The organism is Bradyrhizobium sp. CCBAU 51745 (assembly GCF_028128715.1).
Lineage (GTDB): Bacteria > Pseudomonadota > Alphaproteobacteria > Rhizobiales > Xanthobacteraceae > Bradyrhizobium > Bradyrhizobium manausense.
In genome coordinates this window covers 291478-309552 of the sequence record NZ_LBJP01000008.1, presented here as the reverse complement: position 1 = coordinate 309552, position 18075 = coordinate 291478, and the positions used below count along the sequence as shown (strand labels likewise).

Below are 18075 nucleotides of genomic sequence, written 5' to 3'. Positions count from 1 at the left end.
GCATCACATCCTGAACAGGCCGAATTTGGTCGGCTCGATCGGCGCATTCGACGCCGCCGACAGGCCGAGGCCGAGCACGAGGCGCGTGTCGGCAGGGTCGATCACGCCATCGTCCCACAGGCGCGCGGTGGCATAATAAGGATGGCCCTGACTCTCATATTGGTCGCGGATCGGCTTGCGGAACTTGTCCTCCTCCTCCTTCGACCAGCTGTCGCCTTTGGCCTCAATGTTATCGCGGCGGACCTGGCTCAGCACCATCGAGGCCTGCTCGCCGCCCATCACCGAGATGCGCGCGTTCGGCCACATCCAGAGGAAGCGCGGCGAATAGGCGCGGCCGCACATGCCGTAATTGCCGGCGCCGTAGGAGCCGCCGATCACCACGGTGAATTTTGGCACGGACGCCGTCGCGACCGCCGTCACGAGCTTGGCGCCGTCGCGCGCGATGCCGCCCGCCTCGTATTTCTTGCCGACCATGAAGCCGGTGATGTTCTGCAGGAACACCAGGGGAATACCGCGCTGGCAGCACAGCTCGATGAAATGCGCGCCCTTCAGCGAGCTCTCGCTGAACAGAATGCCGTTATTGGCGATGATGCCGACCGGAAAGCCCCAGATATGGGCGAAGCCGCACACCAGCGTCGTGCCGTAGAGCTTCTTGAATTCGTCGAACTCGGACCCGTCGACCACGCGCGCGATGATGTCGCGCACGTCGAACGGTTTTCTGCCATCGACAGGCACCACGCCGTAAATCTCCTCAGCCGCATAAAGCGGATCACGCGGCGGATGCATGTTGAGGTTAGGCCGCGCCGATGGCTTCAAGGTGCCGACGATGCGGCGCGCGATGCCGATCGCATGGGCATCGTTCTGGGCGTAGTGATCGGTGACGCCGGATTGCCGCGAATGCACGTCAGCGCCGCCGAGTTCTTCGGCGCTGACGACCTCGCCGGTCGCAGCCTTCACCAGCGGCGGGCCGCCGAGGAAGATGGTGCCTTGATTGCGCACGATGATGCTCTCGTCCGACATCGCCGGCACATAGGCGCCGCCGGCTGTGCAGGAGCCCATCACGATGGCGATCTGCGGAATGCCCTGTGAGGACATCTGCGCCTGGTTGTAGAAGATGCGGCCGAAGTGCCGCTCGTCCGGAAAGATCTCGTCCTGCAGCGGCAGGAAGGCGCCGCCGGAATCGACCATGTAGACGCAGGGCAGATTGTTCTGCCGCGCGATGTCCTGCGCCCGCAGATGCTTCTTCACGGTCATGGGATAGTAAGTTCCGCCCTTGATGGTGGCGTCGTTGGCGACGATCACACATTCGCGGCCCGAGATGCGCCCGACGCCGGTGACGATGCTCGCCGAATGCACGTCGCCGCCATAGAGGCCATGGGCCGCCAGCGGCGACAGCTCCAGGAACGAGGTGCCGGGATCGACCAGCAGATCGACGCGCTCGCGCGCCAGCATCTTGCCGCGCGAGGTATGGCGGTTGCGTGAGGCCTCGCCGCCGCCGCCGGCGACCTCGGCGAGCTTTTCACGCAAGTCCGCGACGAGCGCGCGCATCGCGTCCGCATTGCGGGCAAAATCGGATGACGATGGGTCGATGCTGGAATGGAGCGGCATGTGGTCCCGCGTTTCTGATGACGTGGTTGAGGGTTTAAGCGGTTTCCGACATCAGCTCGCGGCCGATCAGCATGCGGCGCACTTCGGACGTGCCCGCGCCGATCTCGTAGAGCTTGGCGTCGCGCCAGAGCCGGCCGACCGGAAACTCGGACGTATAGCCGACGCCGCCGAGCGCCTGGATCGCCTCGCCCGCCATCCACGTCGCCTTCTCCGCGGAATACAGGATCGCGGCCGCCGCGTCCTTGCGCAGCGTGCGCACGTGGTCGGCGCGATCGCAGGCCTTTCCCACAGCGTAGACATAGGCGCGCGTGGCCTGCCAGGTCGCATACATGTCGGCGAGCTTGCCCTGCATCAGCTGGAAATCGCCGATCGGCTGGCCGAACTGCTTTCGCTCGTGCATGTAAGGCACCACCGCGTCCATGCAGGCCGCCATGATGCCGAGCGGGCCGCCCGACAGCACCGCGCGCTCATAGTCGAGGCCGGACATCAGCACCTTGACGCCCTCGCCGACCTTGCCGAGCACGTTCTCCTCCGGCACCTCGCATTCGTCGAAGAACAGCGGATAGGTGTTGGAGCCGCGCATGCCGAGCTTGTCGAGGTGCTGGCCATGGGTGAAGCCCTTGAAACCCTTCTCGATCAGGAATGCTGTCATGCCGCGCGGGCCGGCCTCCGGATCGGTCTTGGCGTAGACCACCAGCACGTCGGCATCGCCGCCATTGGTGATCCACATCTTCGAGCCGTTCAGCACATAGCGATCGCCGCGCTTGTCGGCGCGCAGCTTCATCGAGACGACGTCGGAGCCGGCGCCGGGCTCGGACATCGCGAGCGCCCCGACATAGTCGCCTGAGATCAGCTTCGGCAGATAGCGCTGTCGCTGCGCGTCATTGCCGTTGCGGCGGATCTGGTTGACACAGAGGTTGGAGTGGGCGCCGTAGGACAGGCCTACGGCCGCGGAGCCGCGCGAAATCTCCTCCATGGCGACGATATGGGCGAGATAGCCCATGTTGGAGCCGCCATACTGCTCCGGCGCGGTCATGCCGAGCACGCCGAGGTCGCCAAGGCGCTTCCACAGGTCGGCAGGGAACAGATTGGCCTTCTCGATCTCGGCAGCGCGCGGGGCGATCTCCGCCTCGACGAAGGCGCGCAGGGTGTCGCGCAGCATGCTGATGTCGTCGCCCAGATCGAAGTCGATGCTCGGGATGTTCAAGGCGATTCCTCCAAGGATCCTGCAAGTTTCTTGTCGGGTCCGAACCTACCCCCGCCCGGGCGCTCCGGCGGTCGAAAAGGTTGCATTTTCCGCCAAGTTTGGCGAGGATTTTCCGATGCCCTTCCAGGCCGTAACCGCGACGCCCCGCCGCGCCATGACCCCCGCCGCCTTCGTCCGCGGCGTGGCCGCGGCCTATGCCCGCTATGGGCGGGATCCGACCGAGGCGCTCGCCAAGGGACAGGTCCAGCCTGACCTGGTCGGATCGGCCGACGGGCGGATCACGGCCGTCCAGTTCGAGGCGCTGGCCGGCCACGCCATGCGCGAGCTCGACGACGAGGCGCTCGGCTGGTTCTCGCGCCGCCTGCCCTGGGGCAGCTACGGCATGCTGTGCCGTGCCTCGATCACCGCGCCCAATCTCGAGGTCGCGCTGAAGCGCTGGTGCCGGCATCATCGCCTGCTGACCGAGGACGTGCTGTTCGAGCTCGAGGTCAGCGGCGAGACCGCGACCATCTCCCTTCGCGAGCAGCGCGATCTCGCCGACTGCCGCGAATTTTGCCTCGTCACCCTGCTCCGCTACGTGCTCGGCTTCTCCTGCTGGGCGGTGGATTCCGCAATCGCGCTGCGTGCGGCGGAATTCCCTTATACGGAGCCCGCCCACGTCTCGGTCTATCCGACCATCTTCTGCAAGCACATCCGCTTCGATGCGGAGACCGCCCGCATCATCTTCGACAAGCACTATCTCTCACTGCCCCTGACCCGCAGCCCCGCCGATCTCGACAGCATGCTCAAGGGAGCGCTGCGCCTGACCGTGCTGCCCTATCGCCGCGACCGCTTGCTGGTCGAGCGCGTCCGCCGCGTGCTGCGCGAGGCGCGCGGACGCATTCTCGGCGCGGAGGACGTCGCGAGCGAGCTCGCGCTCTCCACCCGCACCATGCATCGGCGGCTACGTGAAGAAGCCACCTCGCTGCGCGACCTCAAGGAAGAAGCAAAGCTCGAGCTCGCCAAGCAGGAGCTGATGCGCGGCCGCAATCCGATCAAGCGGATCGCCGAGATCGCCGGCTTCCGCAACGAAAAGAGTTTTTCGCGGGCTTTCCGCTCCTGGACCGGCGCCAGCCCGCGCGAGTTTCGCGACCGCTATCGTTGATAGCGCGCAGTCGCGTCGTCTCTCATCGCCCTAGCCTGCCGGCGCGACCGCGATTTCCTTTACGGGCAGCGGCACGTCCTTTGCCACACCCAGCACTGGAAAGCTGCGCACGTTCTTTACGTTGGGCATGGCGGCGAAATGCAACAGCTGCTGGCGCATGCTCTCGACGCTCGGCGCCACGCATTTGAGCAGATAGTCGGTGTCGCCCGAAATGCGCCAGCATTGCTGGATGCGCGGGATCGCTGCTATCGAGCCCTCGAAGGCCTCCAGCACCGGCTGAGCCTGGCTGCCGAGCTGGATCGAGACGAACGACACCACTTCATAGCCGAGCAGTCGCTCGTCGATGACGGCGCGCACGGCGCGGATCACGCCGCGGCTGAACAGTGATTTGAGCCGCCGCAGGCAGTTCGGGGCCGATACGCCGATGCGCAGCGCCAGCTCGTTGTTGCGGACGCGCCCGTCCTGCTGCAATTCGGAGAGTATCTTCAGATCGACGCTGTCGAGCTGGACACGCCCGGCCATCCCTTAACCTCGTCATGGTCCCGTCATGCGAGTTAGCGAAGCACGGGGTGCAGGCCGTGCCAAGGGCTTGGAGAGCTGGTGTCTCCTGGCGTCATGGCCGGGCTTGTCCCGGCCATCCACGTTCTTTCACGCGGCCCGAAAGACGTGGATGCCCGGGCCGTCGCCACGCCGAAGCGGCTTTGGCCGCGCAGGCGGGACAAGCCCGGGCATGACGTCCCGTTAGAGTTTGTCGCGGATCAGTGCGTCCAGGGCTCGCCGCGGCGGAAGGAGAAATTGTCGGCATAGGCGACCTGGCGATGCAGGGATTCCTTGGGCTCGATCACCTGGTAGGCGATGCCCTTGCGCTCGCAATAGGCGACCGCCTCGTCCTTGGTGTGGAAGCGCAGCGTGATCTGTTGCTTCATGTCGCCCGATGAGGTCCAGCCCATCAGCGGCTCCACCGCGCGCGGCTGCTCCGGCTCGTAATCGAGTTGCCATTCCTTGGTCTTGGACCGGCCGGATTGCATCGCGTTCTTGGCGGGCTTGAAAATGCGTGCGGTCATTGGCGGTCCGGCCTCTTCGTCTTTCGTTCGATTTTCGTGCGTCACGGTAGCGATTGGTGCAAACCGCGGGCATAGTATAGAGACACCTTCGGGAACTGATCGGTGATTCCGGCCCTCCCGGGTCTCTCACCGACGGGTATAGTCATTATGCTGCACTGTGACAATTGCGTACCCGCCCTCCGCCCGGGAATCCCGCCCGGCGGCCCCACCTCGCCGCCTTCAGGGTATCTGCCCCCTTCGAGAGCTTTCGTCGCATGGCCTTCCTGAACATCAATGCCACGCTCCCCGACAAGGGCCGTGACCTCAGGCTCGACCTGTTTCGCGGCATCGCCAACTGGGCGATCTTCCTCGACCATATCCCCGACAACGTCGTGAACTGGATCACGACGCGCAACTACGGCTTCTCCGACGCCGCCGACCTGTTCGTCTTCATCTCCGGCTATACGGCCTCGTTCGTCTATGCGCGGATGATGCTGGAGCGCGGCTTCATCGTCGGCGCCACCCGCCTGACCAAGCGGGTCTGGCAGCTTTATGTCGCCCACATCATCCTGTTCGTGATCTACATCGCCTCGATCAGCTATCTGGCGCTGCGCTTTGGCGATTCAGAGATGATCAACGAGTTCAACGTCGCCGGCCTCGTCGACAACGCCACCGAGACCTTGCGCCAGGGCCTTTTCCTGCGCTTCAAGCCGCTCAATCTCGACGTGCTGCCTCTGTACATCGTGCTGATGGGCCTGTTTCCGCCGGTGCTGTGGTTCATGCTGCGCAAGCCCGATCTGACGATGGTGGCGTCCATCGTACTGTGGCTCTCGGCGCGGCACTTCGGCTGGAATTTGACCGCCTATCCGGCCGGCCAGTGGTACTTCAACCCCTATTGCTGGCAGGTGCTGTTCGTGTTCGGCGCCTGGTGCGCCATGGGCGGCGCGCGTCGCTCGGGCTGGCTGATCAATTCGCAGATCACGTTGTGGGTCTGCCTGGCCTATCTCGCCTTCGCGCTGGTCATGACCATGGCCGGCCGTTTCCCGGCGCTCGGCGGCATGTTCCCGGAATGGCTGTTCTCGGCCTTCAATCCCAACGACAAGACCAACCTTGCGCCCTATCGCTTCATCCATTTCGTCGTGATCGTGATCCTGGTGATCCGCTTCGTGCCGAAGGACTGGCCGGGGCTGGAGTGGAAGGTCTTCGATCCCGTGATCGTCTGCGGCCAGCAATCGCTCGCCGTGTTCTGCGTCGGCGTGTTCCTGTCCTTCGTCGGCCGTTTCGAGCTGTCGATGAGCTCGGGCTCGCTGTTTGCGCAGCTGTTCGTCTCCATCGCCGGCATCGCGATCATGACGACGGTCGCCTATTACATCTCCTGGTCGAAGCGGCAGGACAAGCCGCTGAAGCCGCCGCCGGCAAAGCAGCCCGCAGCTCCCCCGGCGGCAAAGGCCGCCTAAGGCGTCGAACGCGCGCTTGCGTTCGACATGCGTTGCCGTGCCCGGCTTGTCAGGGATCGGCTTGACCTGGGTCAACCGGGAGCAACGCCGATCGGCCTAGGGTCACGAGGACACGCGCCGCCGCACCGATGTCGGCGGCCTCCCCTCGGACAAGGCACAAGCACATGCCCTCTCATTTTCACGCCGTGGTTTGGATCGATCATTCGCAGGCCCGGATCTTCCATCTTGGCCTGAGCGGCTCCGACGAAGTCACGCTGCATCCGCAGCTGGCAACACGGCATCTTCATCACAAGGCCAACGAAATCGGCAGCGGCCACGCCGCGCCCGACGCAACCTTCCTCGCCGAGGTGACCAAAGCTCTCGCCGACGCCGGAGAAATCCTCATCATCGGTCCGGCGAACGCGAAGACCGAGCTCGCCAGCCACATTCGCGCCCATGCGCCCGATCTCGCCAAGCGGATCGTCGCGGTGGAAGCGGCCGATCATCCCACCGACAACGAGATCGTCGCTTACGCCAAGCGTCACTTCAAATTGCCGCTGCCGCGCGTGCAGCCCCCCGGCGCCGCCGCGGGTGAAAGGCACGCCGGCTAGAGCATGATCCGGACCCGAAGGGCCGCGTTAGCGCAAAGTGTGAAGCGGTTTTCCGAAAAGATCATGCTCAAACAAAGAGCCTAAAGCGCGATGACGATTCAACCCAATCACATCGCGCTTTAGGCAAGGCGCCTCCGTCTCAGGCCGCCGCCTCGCCGTCGTACTCGGTGAATTTCTTGTAGATCCAGTCGCGGCCGTCGTGACGGCGCCAGACCTTGCCGTAGACGAGCTGCCCATTGATTGAGCGGCGCGGCACGATGACGGTCCAGAGATGCCAGATCTCGGTCCAATCAGGCCGTTGGCGGGATGTTTTCGTGAGATCGAAAGCCATAACGGACAACTCGCGCGAAACGCCGCGACGAATGTGATCTCGTGTGAGCCACTGCCGGGTCGTCGCGTGCCGAAACCGGTTGATACCATCAGTCAAAATGGCCGCAACGACGCTCCCTGCTTAACCTAACCGATCAACCTTACCCGTCGACGGACAGCCGCGTTGCCGGTTGAAACGCCTGCCTATCTTTCTTAAGATGCAAGCGCGATTTGAGAATGAATGCGCCGTTTCCGAAGAGCGCGCCGGGGCTGATTTCAGGCTGAATTTTTCAAGCGACTGACTTGCGCAGGTCGACGATCATGAATTTGCAATGTGGATATTTGCGTCTGGCTATGATTTGGCCGCTCCCGACACCGGTCGCCATACAGCCGCCGGATCGATCGCCGAAGGCTGCCAACGACAATCATCCGGTCTGGCCGCTGGTCCCGTTTCCGGCGGGCTGGTGCGCCTCGGGCTAAGCCTTGAAAAGCGCAGCGCCGCGCAAGCGGAGTATCTTCGCTTGGCGGCGTCCAAGCAACGATGCAGCTTAGTAGTGATAGTTCACGCCGATCGTCGCAGCATGGATCGTGTCCTTGAGATGGGCCACGGTGACTCCTTCGGTCGGACTGATCAGTTGGATCGGGCTCTTGGTGCCGAAGTCGTGGTAGTTGTATTCGACATTGGCCGACCAGCACGGTGCAAACGCCCATTCCACGCCGGCCCCCAACGTCCAGCCCGTCCGCATGACGGACGCGCTTGGATCGACCGCGAAACCGGTGGTCGGATTGATATACCCCTCATCGATCTTCTCGTGGGTCCAGGCGACGCCGCCTCGCCCGTAGAACAGCCAGCCTGAGCCATAGGCGTAGCCGAAACGCGCGGTGATCGAGGCGAGAAAATCGTTCTTGATGCCGAACTGCGAGGGCACGGCAAGATTGCCGAGCGCTGGAAAGACCACATGGCTCGCGTGCTGGCTCGACAGGCTCGACCATGCGGCCCGGCCTTCGGCGCCGACGACCCAGTTGGATGCAAATTGATGATCGCAGCCGACCTGTCCACCACCGACAAAGCCGCCTGCGCCGAAATCGACCGTCCCGCCGGCGTTGCTGATCGTGCGATCGTCGCTCGCGCCGCCGCCGAGATGAGCTCCGAGATAGCAGCCGGTCCAGTTAAAGGTGGGCGGAACCATCGGAGGTGCCGGCCTCCCATAGTCGGCCGCCGTTGCCGTCGTCGCGGAGAAGGCGAGAAGCGCCGTAGTGCAGAGAGTTCTAAACATATCCGGTCGTCCCCATTGCATGCGCAGAGGTAAAGCACGCGAAGCTGACGCGGAGGTTGTGGCGCGACCAACGTGTCGCGGCGACAGTTCCGCCGGCCTGACGAAGCCAATGCGGCGGATGCGCTTCTCATTCTCCAGGGAAAATGGAGGGGGCCTAAGCCCGGGACTGGTCGGGGCAGCTGGATTCGAACCAACGACCTGCAGTACCCAAAACTGCCGCGCTACCAGGCTGCGCTATACCCCGAATGTCCGGCGAGCCCCGTCGATACACGCTTCCTGGAGGGCCATCAAGCTTTCCAAGCCGCCGGCAAGCATCCAATCCGCCGGCAAGCATCCAAGCCGCCGGCAGGCATTCAAAAGCCGCCGGCGCTGCCCGAAAATCCATCCGCCGGGCCGCAACAGCCCTGCCCGATCTATTTGCTGCCGAACAGGGGGTGCCCGACGCGGTCGCCGGGGCGAATGCCGTATTTCTGGGCTGTTCCCGCAACGACCTCGAGGACGGCCCGGGCGGGTCCCTTGGATGAGATGATCTTGGTCGAGAGCGGCTCGGTGTTTTCGGTGATGCGCAGGATGCGGCCATCGGCGCGAATGAAGATCATGTCGAGCGAGACATAGGTGTTCTTCATCCACATCGACACTTCCTGCTCGGGATTGAAGTCGAACAGCATGCCTTTGCCGTCGGCCAATTCCTTGCGGTACATCAGCCCGGTCTGCTTCTCCTCCTCCGTGGTCGCCATCTCCACCGAGAACACCTGCACGCCGTTCTTGGTGACGATCTCGAGCGGCTGAAAACTGGCGGCGCGAACGGGGGCGAGGGCGAAGCCGACAATGACGAGAGCGGCGGCAAGAAAGCCCCGGGCAACGGACCGGGCGGCCTTTCGATCAAAGCTCATGACGGGATACTCGGCAGAAAACTCGGCAGGAAACGCGGGGACGATTATGACGGCCCGGCGGTTGCGGGACTGCGACATCCTTACGCGGCCACCGCCGCAAAAGCCAGAAGCGCGCAAGGTCCCTGCGCGCTTCTGCTGACGAATACGAAAATTTGAAGCCGCTAGTGCGACTGGAGGCCTGGCGAGCCGGTTTCGGGGTGGATCTCGGCGGCCATCATGCCCTTGGAGCCGGGCCCGAAGCGGACCAGCACATACTGACCCGGGCGCAGCTCGGTCATGCCGAAGCGGCGCAGCGTCTCCATGTGCACGAAAATGTCGGGCGTGCCCTCGCCACAGGTCAGGAAGCCGAAGCCGCGCAGCCGGTTGAACCATTTGACCTGGGCCCGCTCGAGGCCGCTGGTCGCGGTGACCGTGACGTGGGTGCGCGGCGGCAGCATCTGTGCGGGATGGATCGCGGTCGACTCGTCCATCGAGACGACGCGGAAAGCCTGGTAGCCCTTGGCGCGCTGGACGCACTCGACGACGATGCGGGCGCCCTCGTAAGCGGTCTGGAAGCCGTCGCGTCTAAGCACGGTAACGTGCAGGAGGACGTCGGGCCAACCATTGTCGGGGACGATGAAGCCGTAGCCCTTTGAGGCGTCGAACCATTTGATGACGCCATGGACCTCGACGAGGTTGGCGCTGCCCTCACCTAGCCCCGTGAAGGGACTGAGCGCGTTGTCGCGACCGGCGCCGTGCTCGCCCGACGCGGGAACTCCCAGCTTCTTGGACTCAAATCCGTCCGACGACCCCATAACCCCGGACCCCGCAAACTGTCATGCAACCCGCCACATTGGCGGTGCTCGAATCACGCGTCTTAAGAGAATCTTCTCATTTCGACGCGACGCGAATCTTTCGACTCAAAAGATAACACTCCCGGTTGAGACGCATAGATAAAAAAGAGATTCGCTGGAACCTATGAACAGCTTGCACGGCCGCGAATCAAACTAACGCCTCAATTGCCGACAAAGGGGCCGAGCGTCTCGCCGATGTCGTGGTGGATGACGAGGTCGGCGATGTCGTCCTGCTCGGTCGGCTCGCGATTGATGATCACCAAACGTGCACCCGAATTCTTCGCCATCATCGGAAAGCCGGCCGCCGGCCACACCACGAGCGAGGAACCGATGGCGATGAAGAGGTCGCAAGACTGCGACAGCTCGGTCGCGCGCTGCATTTCATCCTCGGGCATCGCCTGACCAAATGAGATCGTTGCGGTTTTCACCGGCTCGTCGCATGCGGTACAGTCAGGCGCCGCGCCGTCCTGGTCGAAGCGGCGCTTCACCCAGTCGAGCTGATAGACCTGCCCGCATCCGATGCAGCGCGCGTAAGTGGTATTGCCATGAAGTTCAATCACGCAATCGGGAGCGAAGCCGGAGGCCTGGTGCAGATTGTCGATGTTCTGGGTGATCACTGCCGGAACCTTGCCGGCGCGATGCAGTGCCGCCAGCGCACGATGACCGCGGCCGGGCTTTGCCGCGGCGAACACCTCATCCATCGCGAAACGGCGGCGCCAGGATTCATCGCGTGCCGACTGGCTCGCGACGAACTCTTCGAACTGGATCGGGCGGTGGCGGGTCCAAATGCCGCCCGGTGAGCGGAAGTCCGGGATGCCGCATTCGGTCGAGATGCCGGCACCGGTAAACGGCACGATGATCCTGGCACGCGCGATCATGTCGCCGAGTTGCTCGACGCCGCTCTGAAGGTCCTTTGCAATCATGCGCCACCTCCCGATTCAAAGTCGCGCCTGCTGCACCATTTGCAAGCGGCAGGATTGTTGACGCTCTTATCCCCCGCCGCGCATGCACTGTCATCAGGCGGCAATTCCTTCCCGACCCTCGCTTATCACAATCCTGCAATGCCTCCTCCCCATTGACGCCCCAATCAGAAGCGCCAATGCATGTATTGACGCGACTCAACGTGATTGCGGCGGCAGTAACTTGAGTTCAGACGCGCACATAGACTCAAGTGGAGTGGGGATTTGACATGACCGAAGCCGAACAACGCAAGATCCGCGAACGCGAAGAGATCGCCGCCCGTGTCGCCGCCTTCCGAGCCACGCAGGAGAAATTCAAGCGCGAGCGCGAAGAGTATTTCGTCTCGACGCTGGAGAACGCACGCAAGGTGGAACGACCCTCGCTTTGGCCGTGAGCGCATCGCGCGGTGCCCCGCGAACGAAAAAAGCCCGGAGCATCGCTCCGGGCTTTTCGATTCCTTGGGCCATTACCAGTGACGGTAGTAGTAGCGGTGGTGCCGGTAGTACGGTCCGCCATAATAAGCATACGGGCCCGGGCCGTAGCCTTCATAATAGACCGGGCCGCCATAATAGCCGTATCTCGGTCCGTAATAGCCGTACGGATGGGACGCTGCGACGGCGCCCGCGGTGATCGCGCCGGCGGCGAGACCGAACGCAAGGCCCGGGCCGTAGTCGTGCGCCTGTGCAGGTGCCGCAGCCGCGGTCACGCCGACGGCGGCGACGGTGGCAAGGACGGCGAGTGTCTTTTTCATGATCTCCTCCTTCGCATCTGGTCGGACAACGCAGCCCCGACGCATTGGTTCGCCCCGGATGGAACCGCAGCGGCCAGAAAATAATCTCCCGGCGGACGGAACGTTTTGAACTGCGATGGATTGACGCGATACATGCGAAGGCCTCCGCCATCAGGTTGGGGCAAGAGCATGACGACCCCGTCAGCATCTCCGCGGTGCTGGCGGGGTTTTCAGTTTCGCGGACAAAATGGCAGCAGACATCAATGGCTGCCAACGGGGCGGGAGGCCGAGGAGACAAGATTGCCGATATCCGCTTTGCTCGCCCGCATCCGCAGGCTCGTTCCCGCAAACGACACGCCGCATTACGACGAGATCGTCCGGAACTTCGGCACAGGCGCGCTTCGCCCGCCCCCGACGCCAATGAGCGACGGCGAGCTCGCCCGCGCCATCGCCGAGTTCCTCAAATCATCGCCGTCCCCGGAGGCGGTTGCGACGCTCGGTCGGCGGCTCGATCCCACCTCGCCGCTTTGAGCGGCGTTTCTTCGCAAGGGAACAGGCGCCTCGCGCGCGGGTTGAAATCGTCTTCCCGCAAGAGGAGCTCATCATGCCCGTCTGGCTCGAAGTCTTGCTCAACCTCTCCGGCTATGCCGGCTTCGTGGCGCTCGCAACAAGCGGCGCTGGGTGCTCGCACGACTCCGCCGAGGACGAGACCTGCCGCAGCAAACGCTAATTAGCCTGCCGCACGTGACCCGCCGTACGTACCAGCCGGTCGGCCTTTCAAAGGAGTCGATCGACTGGTTTGGCACAGGCCACGGCGCCGATGCCTCCTCACACACGACCCGTTCTGCATCCGACTCCATTTCGTTCTTGAAGAACGAATCGGAGGCGAGTCATTCGGGGGCAAGCATTTCCTAACGAGCGATGAAGCGACGCGCCGTCATAGGGGATCGTCATCGCCTCGAGCGGAGGCCTTCAAGCCGCCGCGCGCCGGGCGCTCGGCTTCTCCGCAAAGCATTCCAGGATCTGGATGCGGATTTCCTCTGCGGCCGGGCCCTCGACCTTCCTGAGCTGGTTCCAGAGCCGGATCACTTCGCGCTGCTTCTCAACGGTCATGAATCATCTCTCCTTGAGCTGATGACTCACTAGAACAAAATGAGAACATAAAGTCCAGCCCGCACGCGAATTTCCTGCGTGTCACGTTGAACCTTTTCGGCGCGCCCAAGACCTATGGAAGCTGGGGATTTCAGCGCCCAGTCAGATTGGCAGCGCCGCGATGGACGAACATATTCCGTCACGCGGCGCTGTTGCTTTTTGGATTTTCAACCTTAAGTTAGAGAGCGGCTGGCGGCCAGGCGCTGAAATCCCAACGCCGTCAGCGAGAGAGCCCCGTGCGCAAGCGCGGGGTTTTTTCGTTGTGCAGGGATGGCCTTGGAGAATTCCACGCAGAACTTGACGACATCAGTCTTAGAGCATGATCCGGAAAAGTGTGAAGCGGTTTTCCGAAAAGATCATGCTCAAACCAAAAGCTAAAGCGCGATGGTGATTCAACCCACTCCCATCGCGCTTTAGAAGATTCTCACGCCGCGCCCGCGGGCGCGGATGACGCGCGACAGCCGGATCAGACGGCGTCCTTGGCCACCTTCAGCGGCGAGGCCTTGACCGATTTGCTCGCCGGCTTGGCAGCAAACTGCATCGGCTCCTTGGTGAAGGGATTGATGCCCATGCGGGCCTCGGTCGCCGGCTTGTTGACGACCGACATCTTCACGAAACCGGGAATAACGAACTCGCCGGACTCGTTGAGCTCCTTGTAGCCGACCGTCGCCATGTACTCGATGACCGACTTTACGTCGTTCTTCGCAAGCTGCGTGCCCTCGGCAATCGCATCGATCAATTGAGTCTTGGTCATCTTCGCCATGTCTGGAATTCCTCTGAATGGGGTGCGCGCGAGCTGCGCTGTAGCTTTGTCCCGGAAACGGTAAAACCATGCGCGCCGCGTCTGTTCGTGCCTGAAGGCCACGAAGCAGCCGGGCTTAGAGCCCATCAGGGGCGAAAACGCAAGCAGCAGTTCGGCTCGGGTTCCGTCCTGTTTCCGTCTGGCCGTGGCGATGACGTCGCCACGGCAACAGTGCTGAGGACGGCGTACGTCCGATGCTTCGGCGCGCTTGAACCCGCGTGAGGGAGGTCCGCGCGTTGACCGTCGCGGGAGTTTTCCACACCAGGCCTCACCTCACCGGGAAACTTTGATCTTGATGGATGTTGTTCAGACTCTGGTAACCTAACGCATCCACTCTTTCATGCAGTCTTGTTGCGTTGGAGTACCCGAAAAGTGCTGAATTTTGATGAGCTGCGTGAACTCGCGGCCGATGTCCGCGTATTTGTCGATGTCGCTGAAGACAAGGCCGAAGCGCTGAGGTCGGTCATCAGGGCCTACGACGTGGTGCTGGCGATCTTCCCGTCCGGAGACGGCATGGGCCTTCACGTCATCAAGGGCAAAGATATCCTGGACAACATCGCAAAGTCGCGCACGCACGCGATCTACAGCCACACGGCGATCGCGGTGCCTGACCTCGAGCATGCCGAAGCACTGAAATATTTGACGACGCCGCCAGAGCAACGGATCGCGGCATAGGCGGCGAGCGCCGACACAACGAGCGATCGTCCTCGGGACGATCGCCCTTCAGTGCCCCCATATCGCGATGGCGAAGCCGATCGCGAGAATGCCGATGCCGATGATCATGCTCCCGGCATCTGCCACGTCGTCCGCGCCGAACAATTTGGCGATGGCGGCTCCAACCAGGTTGAGGACCATCTCGAAGACGAAGCCGAACAAGGCGTCAAGCATGGCGGCTCATCCAGCCCTGCCAGACTTGATGCCGTGCACCGTGTCGCCGATCGAGCCGCCCACGACCAGCGCAGCGAACACCGGCCAGCCTGCAGACACGACCAGGATCGTCGCCAAATGCGCGTCCTCGCCAGGCCGCCGACAGGCATCGTAGCCGGCAAAAAAGACCACCGCGATCAGGCAACTGACGACGTATCGTTTGAACCATGTCACGGCGAAATGCCCTCGTTTCCAGGCATTCGTCGCCTCAAGCGCCATCCCGGTTCATGCTTGCTTCGCCTGCGGGAGACGCCACCACTGTCCCCGCTTCGCTTTGCCCGACGTCGTCACCGCAATTGCAAGCCCTTCAGCATGTGACTTGGTCGCCCTGGCCCGCCGGGGGTTCATGAGGCGCCGTTCAGGGCTCGCCTCGACCTGGATCAGTGCGACGCCGCGCAACAATCCCGCGCAACTCTCACCGTGATCTTAAGCCTCCGCCGCCGCCTTGTTCACCGAAGATCAAGCTTCTTGCCCTAGCCTGCACCGCCGCTTGGAGATCATCAGCGGGGGTGCTCGATGAGCGAGGGAGAGTTACGCAAGGACAGGCGCATCGCGTTCGAACGGCCGCTCGATGCGCGCGTCATGGCGATCGACGGCACATGGCAGCGCGCCTGCAAGATCCACGACGTCTCCGAAATGGGGGCGAAGCTGGTGATCGACGGCGCGGTGACGGATATTGGCCAGAGGGAATTCTTCCTGGTGCTGTCCCCCATCGGCCTCGCCTACCGACACTGCGAGCTTGCCTGGATCAATGGCGAATTCGTCGGCGTTCAATTCATCAATCGCGGCAGGGCAGCGAAGCGAGCGCGGCGCGGCGAAACCCTGGTGAAGTGACGGGGAGCTCCCAAACAGACTGGCAGCGCTGCCACGTCAATCTGCCCTCATCCTGAGGGCCGCTTGTAGCGGGGGGTGCTTTGTAGGGTGGGTTAGCTCAGCGGATGCGCGAAGCGCAGTCCGTTGAGCGTAACCCACCAACTTCGGTTGGCATTTGCGAAAAGCATGGTGGGTCACGCCGTGCGAACCGCGCTTTGCGGTCGCAGGGCTAACCCACCCTGCGACAGCGGTGGTTCACAGAGATCAGCTGCCCGGCGGCTTGTAGGACGCGCGCAGCTTGACCGCATTCTGCCGCACCTGCTTGATCTCGTCCTGAGTGAACAGGCGCGTCAGCTTCACGTTCTGCAGCGCACCTGTGGCGACGGTCAGCCCCGAAATCGCCGGTGCAATGCTCGGATCAGGCACGTCGAAGATCACGAGAACACCGGGCCCGTCGGCAGCAACGCTGTACATCGAGACCAGCTTGCCACCGCCGGCTTCGATCACCTTTGCTGCCGCTTCCTGGCGATTGGTCGTGGGGTTTTCCAGGATCGCATTGAGAGAACGCGGGGTGTATTGCCCTGTGATACAGAAATGCATGGCTGAATTCCTTCTGAACTCATGAAAATCTGGCCGCGACGAGTTGGTCGTCACGAGCGTAGGCTTGCGAACAATGATGGAGTACTTGCCCGCCGTGGGCACAAAGGCCGCCGGTTACCGACGAGATTTCGGCACACCTCGTTGGCGGCTCGTCCTGACGATACATCAGCCGGAGCAGGTGTGAAAGACGCCTTTCGCGTGCAGCCGCTGCAAGCGCGTCGGATGAGTTGCGCTCTTGCAAGTGCACTGTCACCGCATTTTTCGAAGGTGGTGAAGAAGCCGGGGTATCCGATGGGGATCATGGCGGCAGCGCGCGTTGCTCGCTCGCATCACGCGGTGAAGCATGAACGCCGCCAGCAGCCACTTCAATTCGTCGTGGTCTTGCCACCGCGCATGGACACCAGCTTGTCCTCACGAAATCCGAGAATGAGCCATGCGGTCTCATCGAAACCGTGTGGGCGCTTTCCCGCGTGAGAATACACCATCTGGGCAGCTTCCGACTTCGACGGTGGTCCCAGCGCCGTGATGACCTGCTGACGCGACATACCCAAATGCAGCTTGCCGTCGAAGACGACGGGCGAGAACTTGTCCGGGATGATGGCGCAATCGGTCGAGGCGCTGGCGTCTTTCTCGGCGAGCTCCTCGACGATCTCCGTGACGCGATGGTCCGCGCCGCCCATCTCTCCGCTGGACATCACCCATATCAGATGCTGCGCGCGCCGATAACACAGCCAGTAGATGCTACCTGCAGCGTCGCCCTGCTGTTGCATGGTCCCCTCGCCCACGGCTTCGCTGATAGCACCGAGCGGCGTCTCCTCGAAGCGGCCGGCGAATCCGCCCAGCGAAAAGCGGGTCGCCAATCTCTTCGCGACCGTCGGCGGCACGCGCTCGAGCGCATGTTCGTCGAGTGGCGGCGGCGATGTCTGCGCGAAGCAGACATCCGCAGGAATCGCGAAAAGCAGAAGCAGCAGGAAGAGCGTCTTTGTCTGAACCATGCAGCTTAGTCGCGCTCGCTCGACAAGGGTTCAGTTGGCTTCCACCGTTCACTGCGAAGTCTTGATGGAGCCTTTGCCCTTCATCCAGCTGCGGGGAACCGTCGGAAGCGCGTCTATAGGCCGGTCACCTGTCCTTTGACTTAGGTCAACATAGCGCCCGCCCGCGCAGCTCCTTCTACTCGGGGGCGCAGGATACAAAGCTCAGGAGTGTGCCATGGGCAGCAAAGCAAGCTTTGCGGCGATCGCGCTGCTGGCGACGACTTCATCTCTCACCTTCGCAGCCGAGACGCCATCGACGGTGGGAGTAGCGCAGCCGAGCGCCGCCGACCTGAAAAGCCTGACGGACATGCGTGTCGGCATCGTCAAGGCCGCGTTGCAATTGACCTCCGAGCAGGAAAAACTCTGGCCGGCCGTCGAGGAGGCCATCCGCAACAGAGCGAAGAACCGGCAGGCTCGCCTGGAGCGGATCGCCGAACTGCATGACGACGCCACGGATCCCCTCCACCAAGGCAACCCGGTCGAGCTCATGCAACGCAGGGCGGACCGGCTGATTCAGCGCGGAGCCGATCTCAAGAAGCTCGCCGATGCCTGGGAGCCGCTCTACAAAACATTGAGTGATGATCAGAAGAGGAGAATGTCTTTTGCTTCCTATGTCGTCGTGCGGGGCATGCACGACGTGATCGAGCACAGCGTCGAAGCCGAGGACGACGACGATTAGAGCCATCCACATGGAGG

Annotated in this window: 25 protein-coding genes and 1 tRNA gene; 9 read left to right on the top strand and 17 right to left on the bottom strand. The window is 62.8% G+C overall.

The window, feature by feature from the left end:
* Positions 1–3 precede the first annotated feature (3 nt).
* Both XH98_RS12285 and XH98_RS12280 read right to left on the bottom strand, forming a co-directional pair.
* Positions 4–1608 (bottom strand): carboxyl transferase domain-containing protein, encoded by a 1605-nt coding sequence (locus tag XH98_RS12285; RefSeq protein ID WP_271618728.1) that lies wholly within the window; start codon positions 1606–1608, stop codon positions 4–6.
* Between the two features lie 34 nt (positions 1609–1642).
* Positions 1643–2770 carry an isovaleryl-CoA dehydrogenase gene (locus tag XH98_RS12280; protein ID WP_271598830.1) on the bottom strand — a complete coding sequence of 376 codons (1128 nt, stop codon included), beginning with the start codon at positions 2768–2770 and terminating at the stop codon, positions 1643–1645.
* Positions 2771–2930: 160 nt separating this feature from the next.
* Here XH98_RS12280 and XH98_RS12275 point away from each other — a divergent pair, with 160 nt between their 5' ends.
* Positions 2931–3959, top strand: coding sequence for an AraC family transcriptional regulator (locus XH98_RS12275; protein WP_271598740.1), 1029 nt, complete (start codon positions 2931–2933; stop codon positions 3957–3959).
* A 30-nt stretch (positions 3960–3989) separates the two neighbouring features.
* Here XH98_RS12275 and XH98_RS12270 read toward each other — a convergent pair whose 3' ends face one another.
* Together XH98_RS12270 and XH98_RS12265 are read right to left on the bottom strand one after the other, a co-directional pair.
* Positions 3990–4481: an Lrp/AsnC family transcriptional regulator gene (locus tag XH98_RS12270; protein WP_057754812.1), complete on the bottom strand. Its 492-nt coding sequence runs from the start codon at positions 4479–4481 to the stop codon at positions 3990–3992.
* A gap of 236 nt (positions 4482–4717) precedes the next feature.
* On the bottom strand, positions 4718–5023 hold the full coding sequence (locus XH98_RS12265) for an ETC complex I subunit (protein WP_057754809.1): 306 nt from the start codon (positions 5021–5023) through the stop codon (positions 4718–4720).
* Positions 5024–5277: 254 nt separating this feature from the next.
* On the opposite strand from XH98_RS12265, the gene XH98_RS12260 reads away from it, so the two are divergent.
* Positions 5278–6459: an OpgC domain-containing protein gene (locus XH98_RS12260; RefSeq protein WP_271598739.1), complete on the top strand. Its 1182-nt coding sequence runs from the start codon at positions 5278–5280 to the stop codon at positions 6457–6459.
* Positions 6460–6623: 164 nt separating this feature from the next.
* Entirely contained in the window at positions 6624–7049 is a 426-nt protein-coding gene (locus tag XH98_RS12255) for a hypothetical protein (RefSeq protein ID WP_057754806.1), read from the top strand.
* Positions 7050–7188: 139 nt separating this feature from the next.
* Here XH98_RS12255 and XH98_RS12250 read toward each other — a convergent pair whose 3' ends face one another.
* From XH98_RS12250 to XH98_RS12225, 6 genes are all read right to left on the bottom strand, one after another.
* Positions 7189–7380 (bottom strand): hypothetical protein, encoded by a 192-nt coding sequence (locus XH98_RS12250; protein WP_271598738.1) that lies wholly within the window; start codon positions 7378–7380, stop codon positions 7189–7191.
* Between the two features lie 526 nt (positions 7381–7906).
* Positions 7907–8635: an outer membrane protein gene (locus XH98_RS12245; protein ID WP_271618727.1), complete on the bottom strand. Its 729-nt coding sequence runs from the start codon at positions 8633–8635 to the stop codon at positions 7907–7909.
* A gap of 167 nt (positions 8636–8802) precedes the next feature.
* Positions 8803–8879: transfer RNA gene (locus XH98_RS12240), tRNA-Pro, on the bottom strand.
* A 169-nt stretch (positions 8880–9048) separates the two neighbouring features.
* The gene (locus tag XH98_RS12235; protein ID WP_271618726.1) at positions 9049–9528 is read right to left on the bottom strand and encodes a DUF192 domain-containing protein; all 480 of its coding nucleotides are present in this window, start codon (positions 9526–9528) and stop codon (positions 9049–9051) included.
* Positions 9529–9689: 161 nt separating this feature from the next.
* Positions 9690–10322, bottom strand: coding sequence for a cold-shock protein (locus tag XH98_RS12230; RefSeq protein WP_220004806.1), 633 nt, complete (start codon positions 10320–10322; stop codon positions 9690–9692).
* A gap of 200 nt (positions 10323–10522) precedes the next feature.
* Positions 10523–11284 carry a Sir2 family NAD-dependent protein deacetylase gene (locus XH98_RS12225; protein WP_271598734.1) on the bottom strand — a complete coding sequence of 254 codons (762 nt, stop codon included), beginning with the start codon at positions 11282–11284 and terminating at the stop codon, positions 10523–10525.
* A 266-nt stretch (positions 11285–11550) separates the two neighbouring features.
* On the opposite strand from XH98_RS12225, the gene XH98_RS12220 reads away from it, so the two are divergent.
* Positions 11551–11715: a hypothetical protein gene (locus XH98_RS12220; protein ID WP_167354005.1), complete on the top strand. Its 165-nt coding sequence runs from the start codon at positions 11551–11553 to the stop codon at positions 11713–11715.
* 72 nt (positions 11716–11787) lie between these two features.
* Here XH98_RS12220 and XH98_RS12215 read toward each other — a convergent pair whose 3' ends face one another.
* Positions 11788–12072, bottom strand: coding sequence for a hypothetical protein (locus XH98_RS12215; protein WP_271598733.1), 285 nt, complete (start codon positions 12070–12072; stop codon positions 11788–11790).
* Positions 12073–12351: 279 nt separating this feature from the next.
* On the opposite strand from XH98_RS12215, the gene XH98_RS12210 reads away from it, so the two are divergent.
* Both XH98_RS12210 and XH98_RS12205 read left to right on the top strand, forming a co-directional pair.
* Positions 12352–12582 carry a hypothetical protein gene (locus XH98_RS12210; protein WP_271618725.1) on the top strand — a complete coding sequence of 77 codons (231 nt, stop codon included), beginning with the start codon at positions 12352–12354 and terminating at the stop codon, positions 12580–12582.
* A 73-nt stretch (positions 12583–12655) separates the two neighbouring features.
* On the top strand, positions 12656–12781 hold the full coding sequence (locus tag XH98_RS12205; protein ID WP_271598732.1) for a hypothetical protein: 126 nt from the start codon (positions 12656–12658) through the stop codon (positions 12779–12781).
* A gap of 242 nt (positions 12782–13023) precedes the next feature.
* Here the strand turns inward: XH98_RS12205 and XH98_RS12200 are convergent, their stop codons facing one another.
* Both XH98_RS12200 and XH98_RS12195 read right to left on the bottom strand, forming a co-directional pair.
* Positions 13024–13164 carry a hypothetical protein gene (locus tag XH98_RS12200; RefSeq protein WP_167354004.1) on the bottom strand — a complete coding sequence of 47 codons (141 nt, stop codon included), beginning with the start codon at positions 13162–13164 and terminating at the stop codon, positions 13024–13026.
* A 505-nt stretch (positions 13165–13669) separates the two neighbouring features.
* Positions 13670–13966: an HU family DNA-binding protein gene (locus XH98_RS12195; protein ID WP_057754729.1), complete on the bottom strand. Its 297-nt coding sequence runs from the start codon at positions 13964–13966 to the stop codon at positions 13670–13672.
* Between the two features lie 411 nt (positions 13967–14377).
* Here XH98_RS12195 and XH98_RS12190 point away from each other — a divergent pair, with 411 nt between their 5' ends.
* Entirely contained in the window at positions 14378–14680 is a 303-nt protein-coding gene (locus tag XH98_RS12190; protein ID WP_057754726.1) for a hypothetical protein, read from the top strand.
* Between the two features lie 48 nt (positions 14681–14728).
* Here the strand turns inward: XH98_RS12190 and XH98_RS12185 are convergent, their stop codons facing one another.
* Positions 14729–14893: a hypothetical protein gene (locus XH98_RS12185; protein ID WP_271598731.1), complete on the bottom strand. Its 165-nt coding sequence runs from the start codon at positions 14891–14893 to the stop codon at positions 14729–14731.
* Between the two features lie 6 nt (positions 14894–14899).
* A complete protein-coding gene (locus tag XH98_RS12180; RefSeq protein WP_271618724.1) occupies positions 14900–15151 on the bottom strand; it encodes a hypothetical protein in 252 nt (83 codons plus the stop codon).
* A gap of 297 nt (positions 15152–15448) precedes the next feature.
* Between XH98_RS12180 and XH98_RS12175 the strand changes: the two genes are divergently transcribed.
* Positions 15449–15766, top strand: a complete 318-nt coding sequence (locus tag XH98_RS12175) for a PilZ domain-containing protein (protein ID WP_271598729.1) — start codon at positions 15449–15451, stop codon at positions 15764–15766.
* A gap of 243 nt (positions 15767–16009) precedes the next feature.
* On the opposite strand, the gene XH98_RS12170 is transcribed toward XH98_RS12175, so the two are convergent.
* Both XH98_RS12170 and XH98_RS12165 read right to left on the bottom strand, forming a co-directional pair.
* The gene (locus XH98_RS12170) at positions 16010–16345 is read right to left on the bottom strand and encodes a GYD domain-containing protein (protein ID WP_057754711.1); all 336 of its coding nucleotides are present in this window, start codon (positions 16343–16345) and stop codon (positions 16010–16012) included.
* Positions 16346–16710: 365 nt separating this feature from the next.
* Positions 16711–17340 carry a hypothetical protein gene (locus XH98_RS12165; RefSeq protein ID WP_271602799.1) on the bottom strand — a complete coding sequence of 210 codons (630 nt, stop codon included), beginning with the start codon at positions 17338–17340 and terminating at the stop codon, positions 16711–16713.
* Between the two features lie 214 nt (positions 17341–17554).
* Between XH98_RS12165 and XH98_RS12160 the strand changes: the two genes are divergently transcribed.
* Positions 17555–18058, top strand: a complete 504-nt coding sequence (locus XH98_RS12160) for a Spy/CpxP family protein refolding chaperone (RefSeq protein ID WP_271618723.1) — start codon at positions 17555–17557, stop codon at positions 18056–18058.
* Positions 18059–18075: the final 17 nt, after the last annotated feature.

What these genes read in the sequence shown, in the direction of transcription:
- XH98_RS12205 (WP_271598732.1), top strand. Translation starts at nt 12,656, where the DNA reads ATGCCCGTCTGGCTCGAAGTCTTGCTCAACCTCTCCGGCTATGCCGGC.
- XH98_RS12165 (WP_271602799.1), bottom strand. Translation starts at nt 17,340, where the DNA reads ATGGTTCAGACAAAGACGCTCTTCCTGCTGCTTCTGCTTTTCGCGATT.
- XH98_RS12245 (WP_271618727.1), bottom strand. Translation starts at nt 8,635, where the DNA reads ATGTTTAGAACTCTCTGCACTACGGCGCTTCTCGCCTTCTCCGCGACG.
- XH98_RS12230 (WP_220004806.1), bottom strand. Translation starts at nt 10,322, where the DNA reads ATGGGGTCGTCGGACGGATTTGAGTCCAAGAAGCTGGGAGTTCCCGCG.
- XH98_RS12220 (WP_167354005.1), top strand. Translation starts at nt 11,551, where the DNA reads ATGACCGAAGCCGAACAACGCAAGATCCGCGAACGCGAAGAGATCGCC.
- XH98_RS12285 (WP_271618728.1), bottom strand. Translation starts at nt 1,608, where the DNA reads ATGCCGCTCCATTCCAGCATCGACCCATCGTCATCCGATTTTGCCCGC.
- XH98_RS12225 (WP_271598734.1), bottom strand. Translation starts at nt 11,284, where the DNA reads ATGATTGCAAAGGACCTTCAGAGCGGCGTCGAGCAACTCGGCGACATG.
- XH98_RS12175 (WP_271598729.1), top strand. Translation starts at nt 15,449, where the DNA reads ATGAGCGAGGGAGAGTTACGCAAGGACAGGCGCATCGCGTTCGAACGG.
- XH98_RS12160 (WP_271618723.1), top strand. Translation starts at nt 17,555, where the DNA reads ATGGGCAGCAAAGCAAGCTTTGCGGCGATCGCGCTGCTGGCGACGACT.
- XH98_RS12250 (WP_271598738.1), bottom strand. Translation starts at nt 7,380, where the DNA reads ATGGCTTTCGATCTCACGAAAACATCCCGCCAACGGCCTGATTGGACC.
- XH98_RS12265 (WP_057754809.1), bottom strand. Translation starts at nt 5,023, where the DNA reads ATGACCGCACGCATTTTCAAGCCCGCCAAGAACGCGATGCAATCCGGC.
- XH98_RS12235 (WP_271618726.1), bottom strand. Translation starts at nt 9,528, where the DNA reads ATGAGCTTTGATCGAAAGGCCGCCCGGTCCGTTGCCCGGGGCTTTCTT.
- XH98_RS12260 (WP_271598739.1), top strand. Translation starts at nt 5,278, where the DNA reads ATGGCCTTCCTGAACATCAATGCCACGCTCCCCGACAAGGGCCGTGAC.
- XH98_RS12200 (WP_167354004.1), bottom strand. Translation starts at nt 13,164, where the DNA reads ATGACCGTTGAGAAGCAGCGCGAAGTGATCCGGCTCTGGAACCAGCTC.
- XH98_RS12215 (WP_271598733.1), bottom strand. Translation starts at nt 12,072, where the DNA reads ATGAAAAAGACACTCGCCGTCCTTGCCACCGTCGCCGCCGTCGGCGTG.
- XH98_RS12195 (WP_057754729.1), bottom strand. Translation starts at nt 13,966, where the DNA reads ATGGCGAAGATGACCAAGACTCAATTGATCGATGCGATTGCCGAGGGC.
- XH98_RS12180 (WP_271618724.1), bottom strand. Translation starts at nt 15,151, where the DNA reads ATGGCGCTTGAGGCGACGAATGCCTGGAAACGAGGGCATTTCGCCGTG.
- XH98_RS12275 (WP_271598740.1), top strand. Translation starts at nt 2,931, where the DNA reads ATGCCCTTCCAGGCCGTAACCGCGACGCCCCGCCGCGCCATGACCCCC.
- XH98_RS12280 (WP_271598830.1), bottom strand. Translation starts at nt 2,770, where the DNA reads ATGCTGCGCGACACCCTGCGCGCCTTCGTCGAGGCGGAGATCGCCCCG.
- XH98_RS12270 (WP_057754812.1), bottom strand. Translation starts at nt 4,481, where the DNA reads ATGGCCGGGCGTGTCCAGCTCGACAGCGTCGATCTGAAGATACTCTCC.
- XH98_RS12170 (WP_057754711.1), bottom strand. Translation starts at nt 16,345, where the DNA reads ATGCATTTCTGTATCACAGGGCAATACACCCCGCGTTCTCTCAATGCG.
- XH98_RS12255 (WP_057754806.1), top strand. Translation starts at nt 6,624, where the DNA reads ATGCCCTCTCATTTTCACGCCGTGGTTTGGATCGATCATTCGCAGGCC.
- XH98_RS12185 (WP_271598731.1), bottom strand. Translation starts at nt 14,893, where the DNA reads ATGCTTGACGCCTTGTTCGGCTTCGTCTTCGAGATGGTCCTCAACCTG.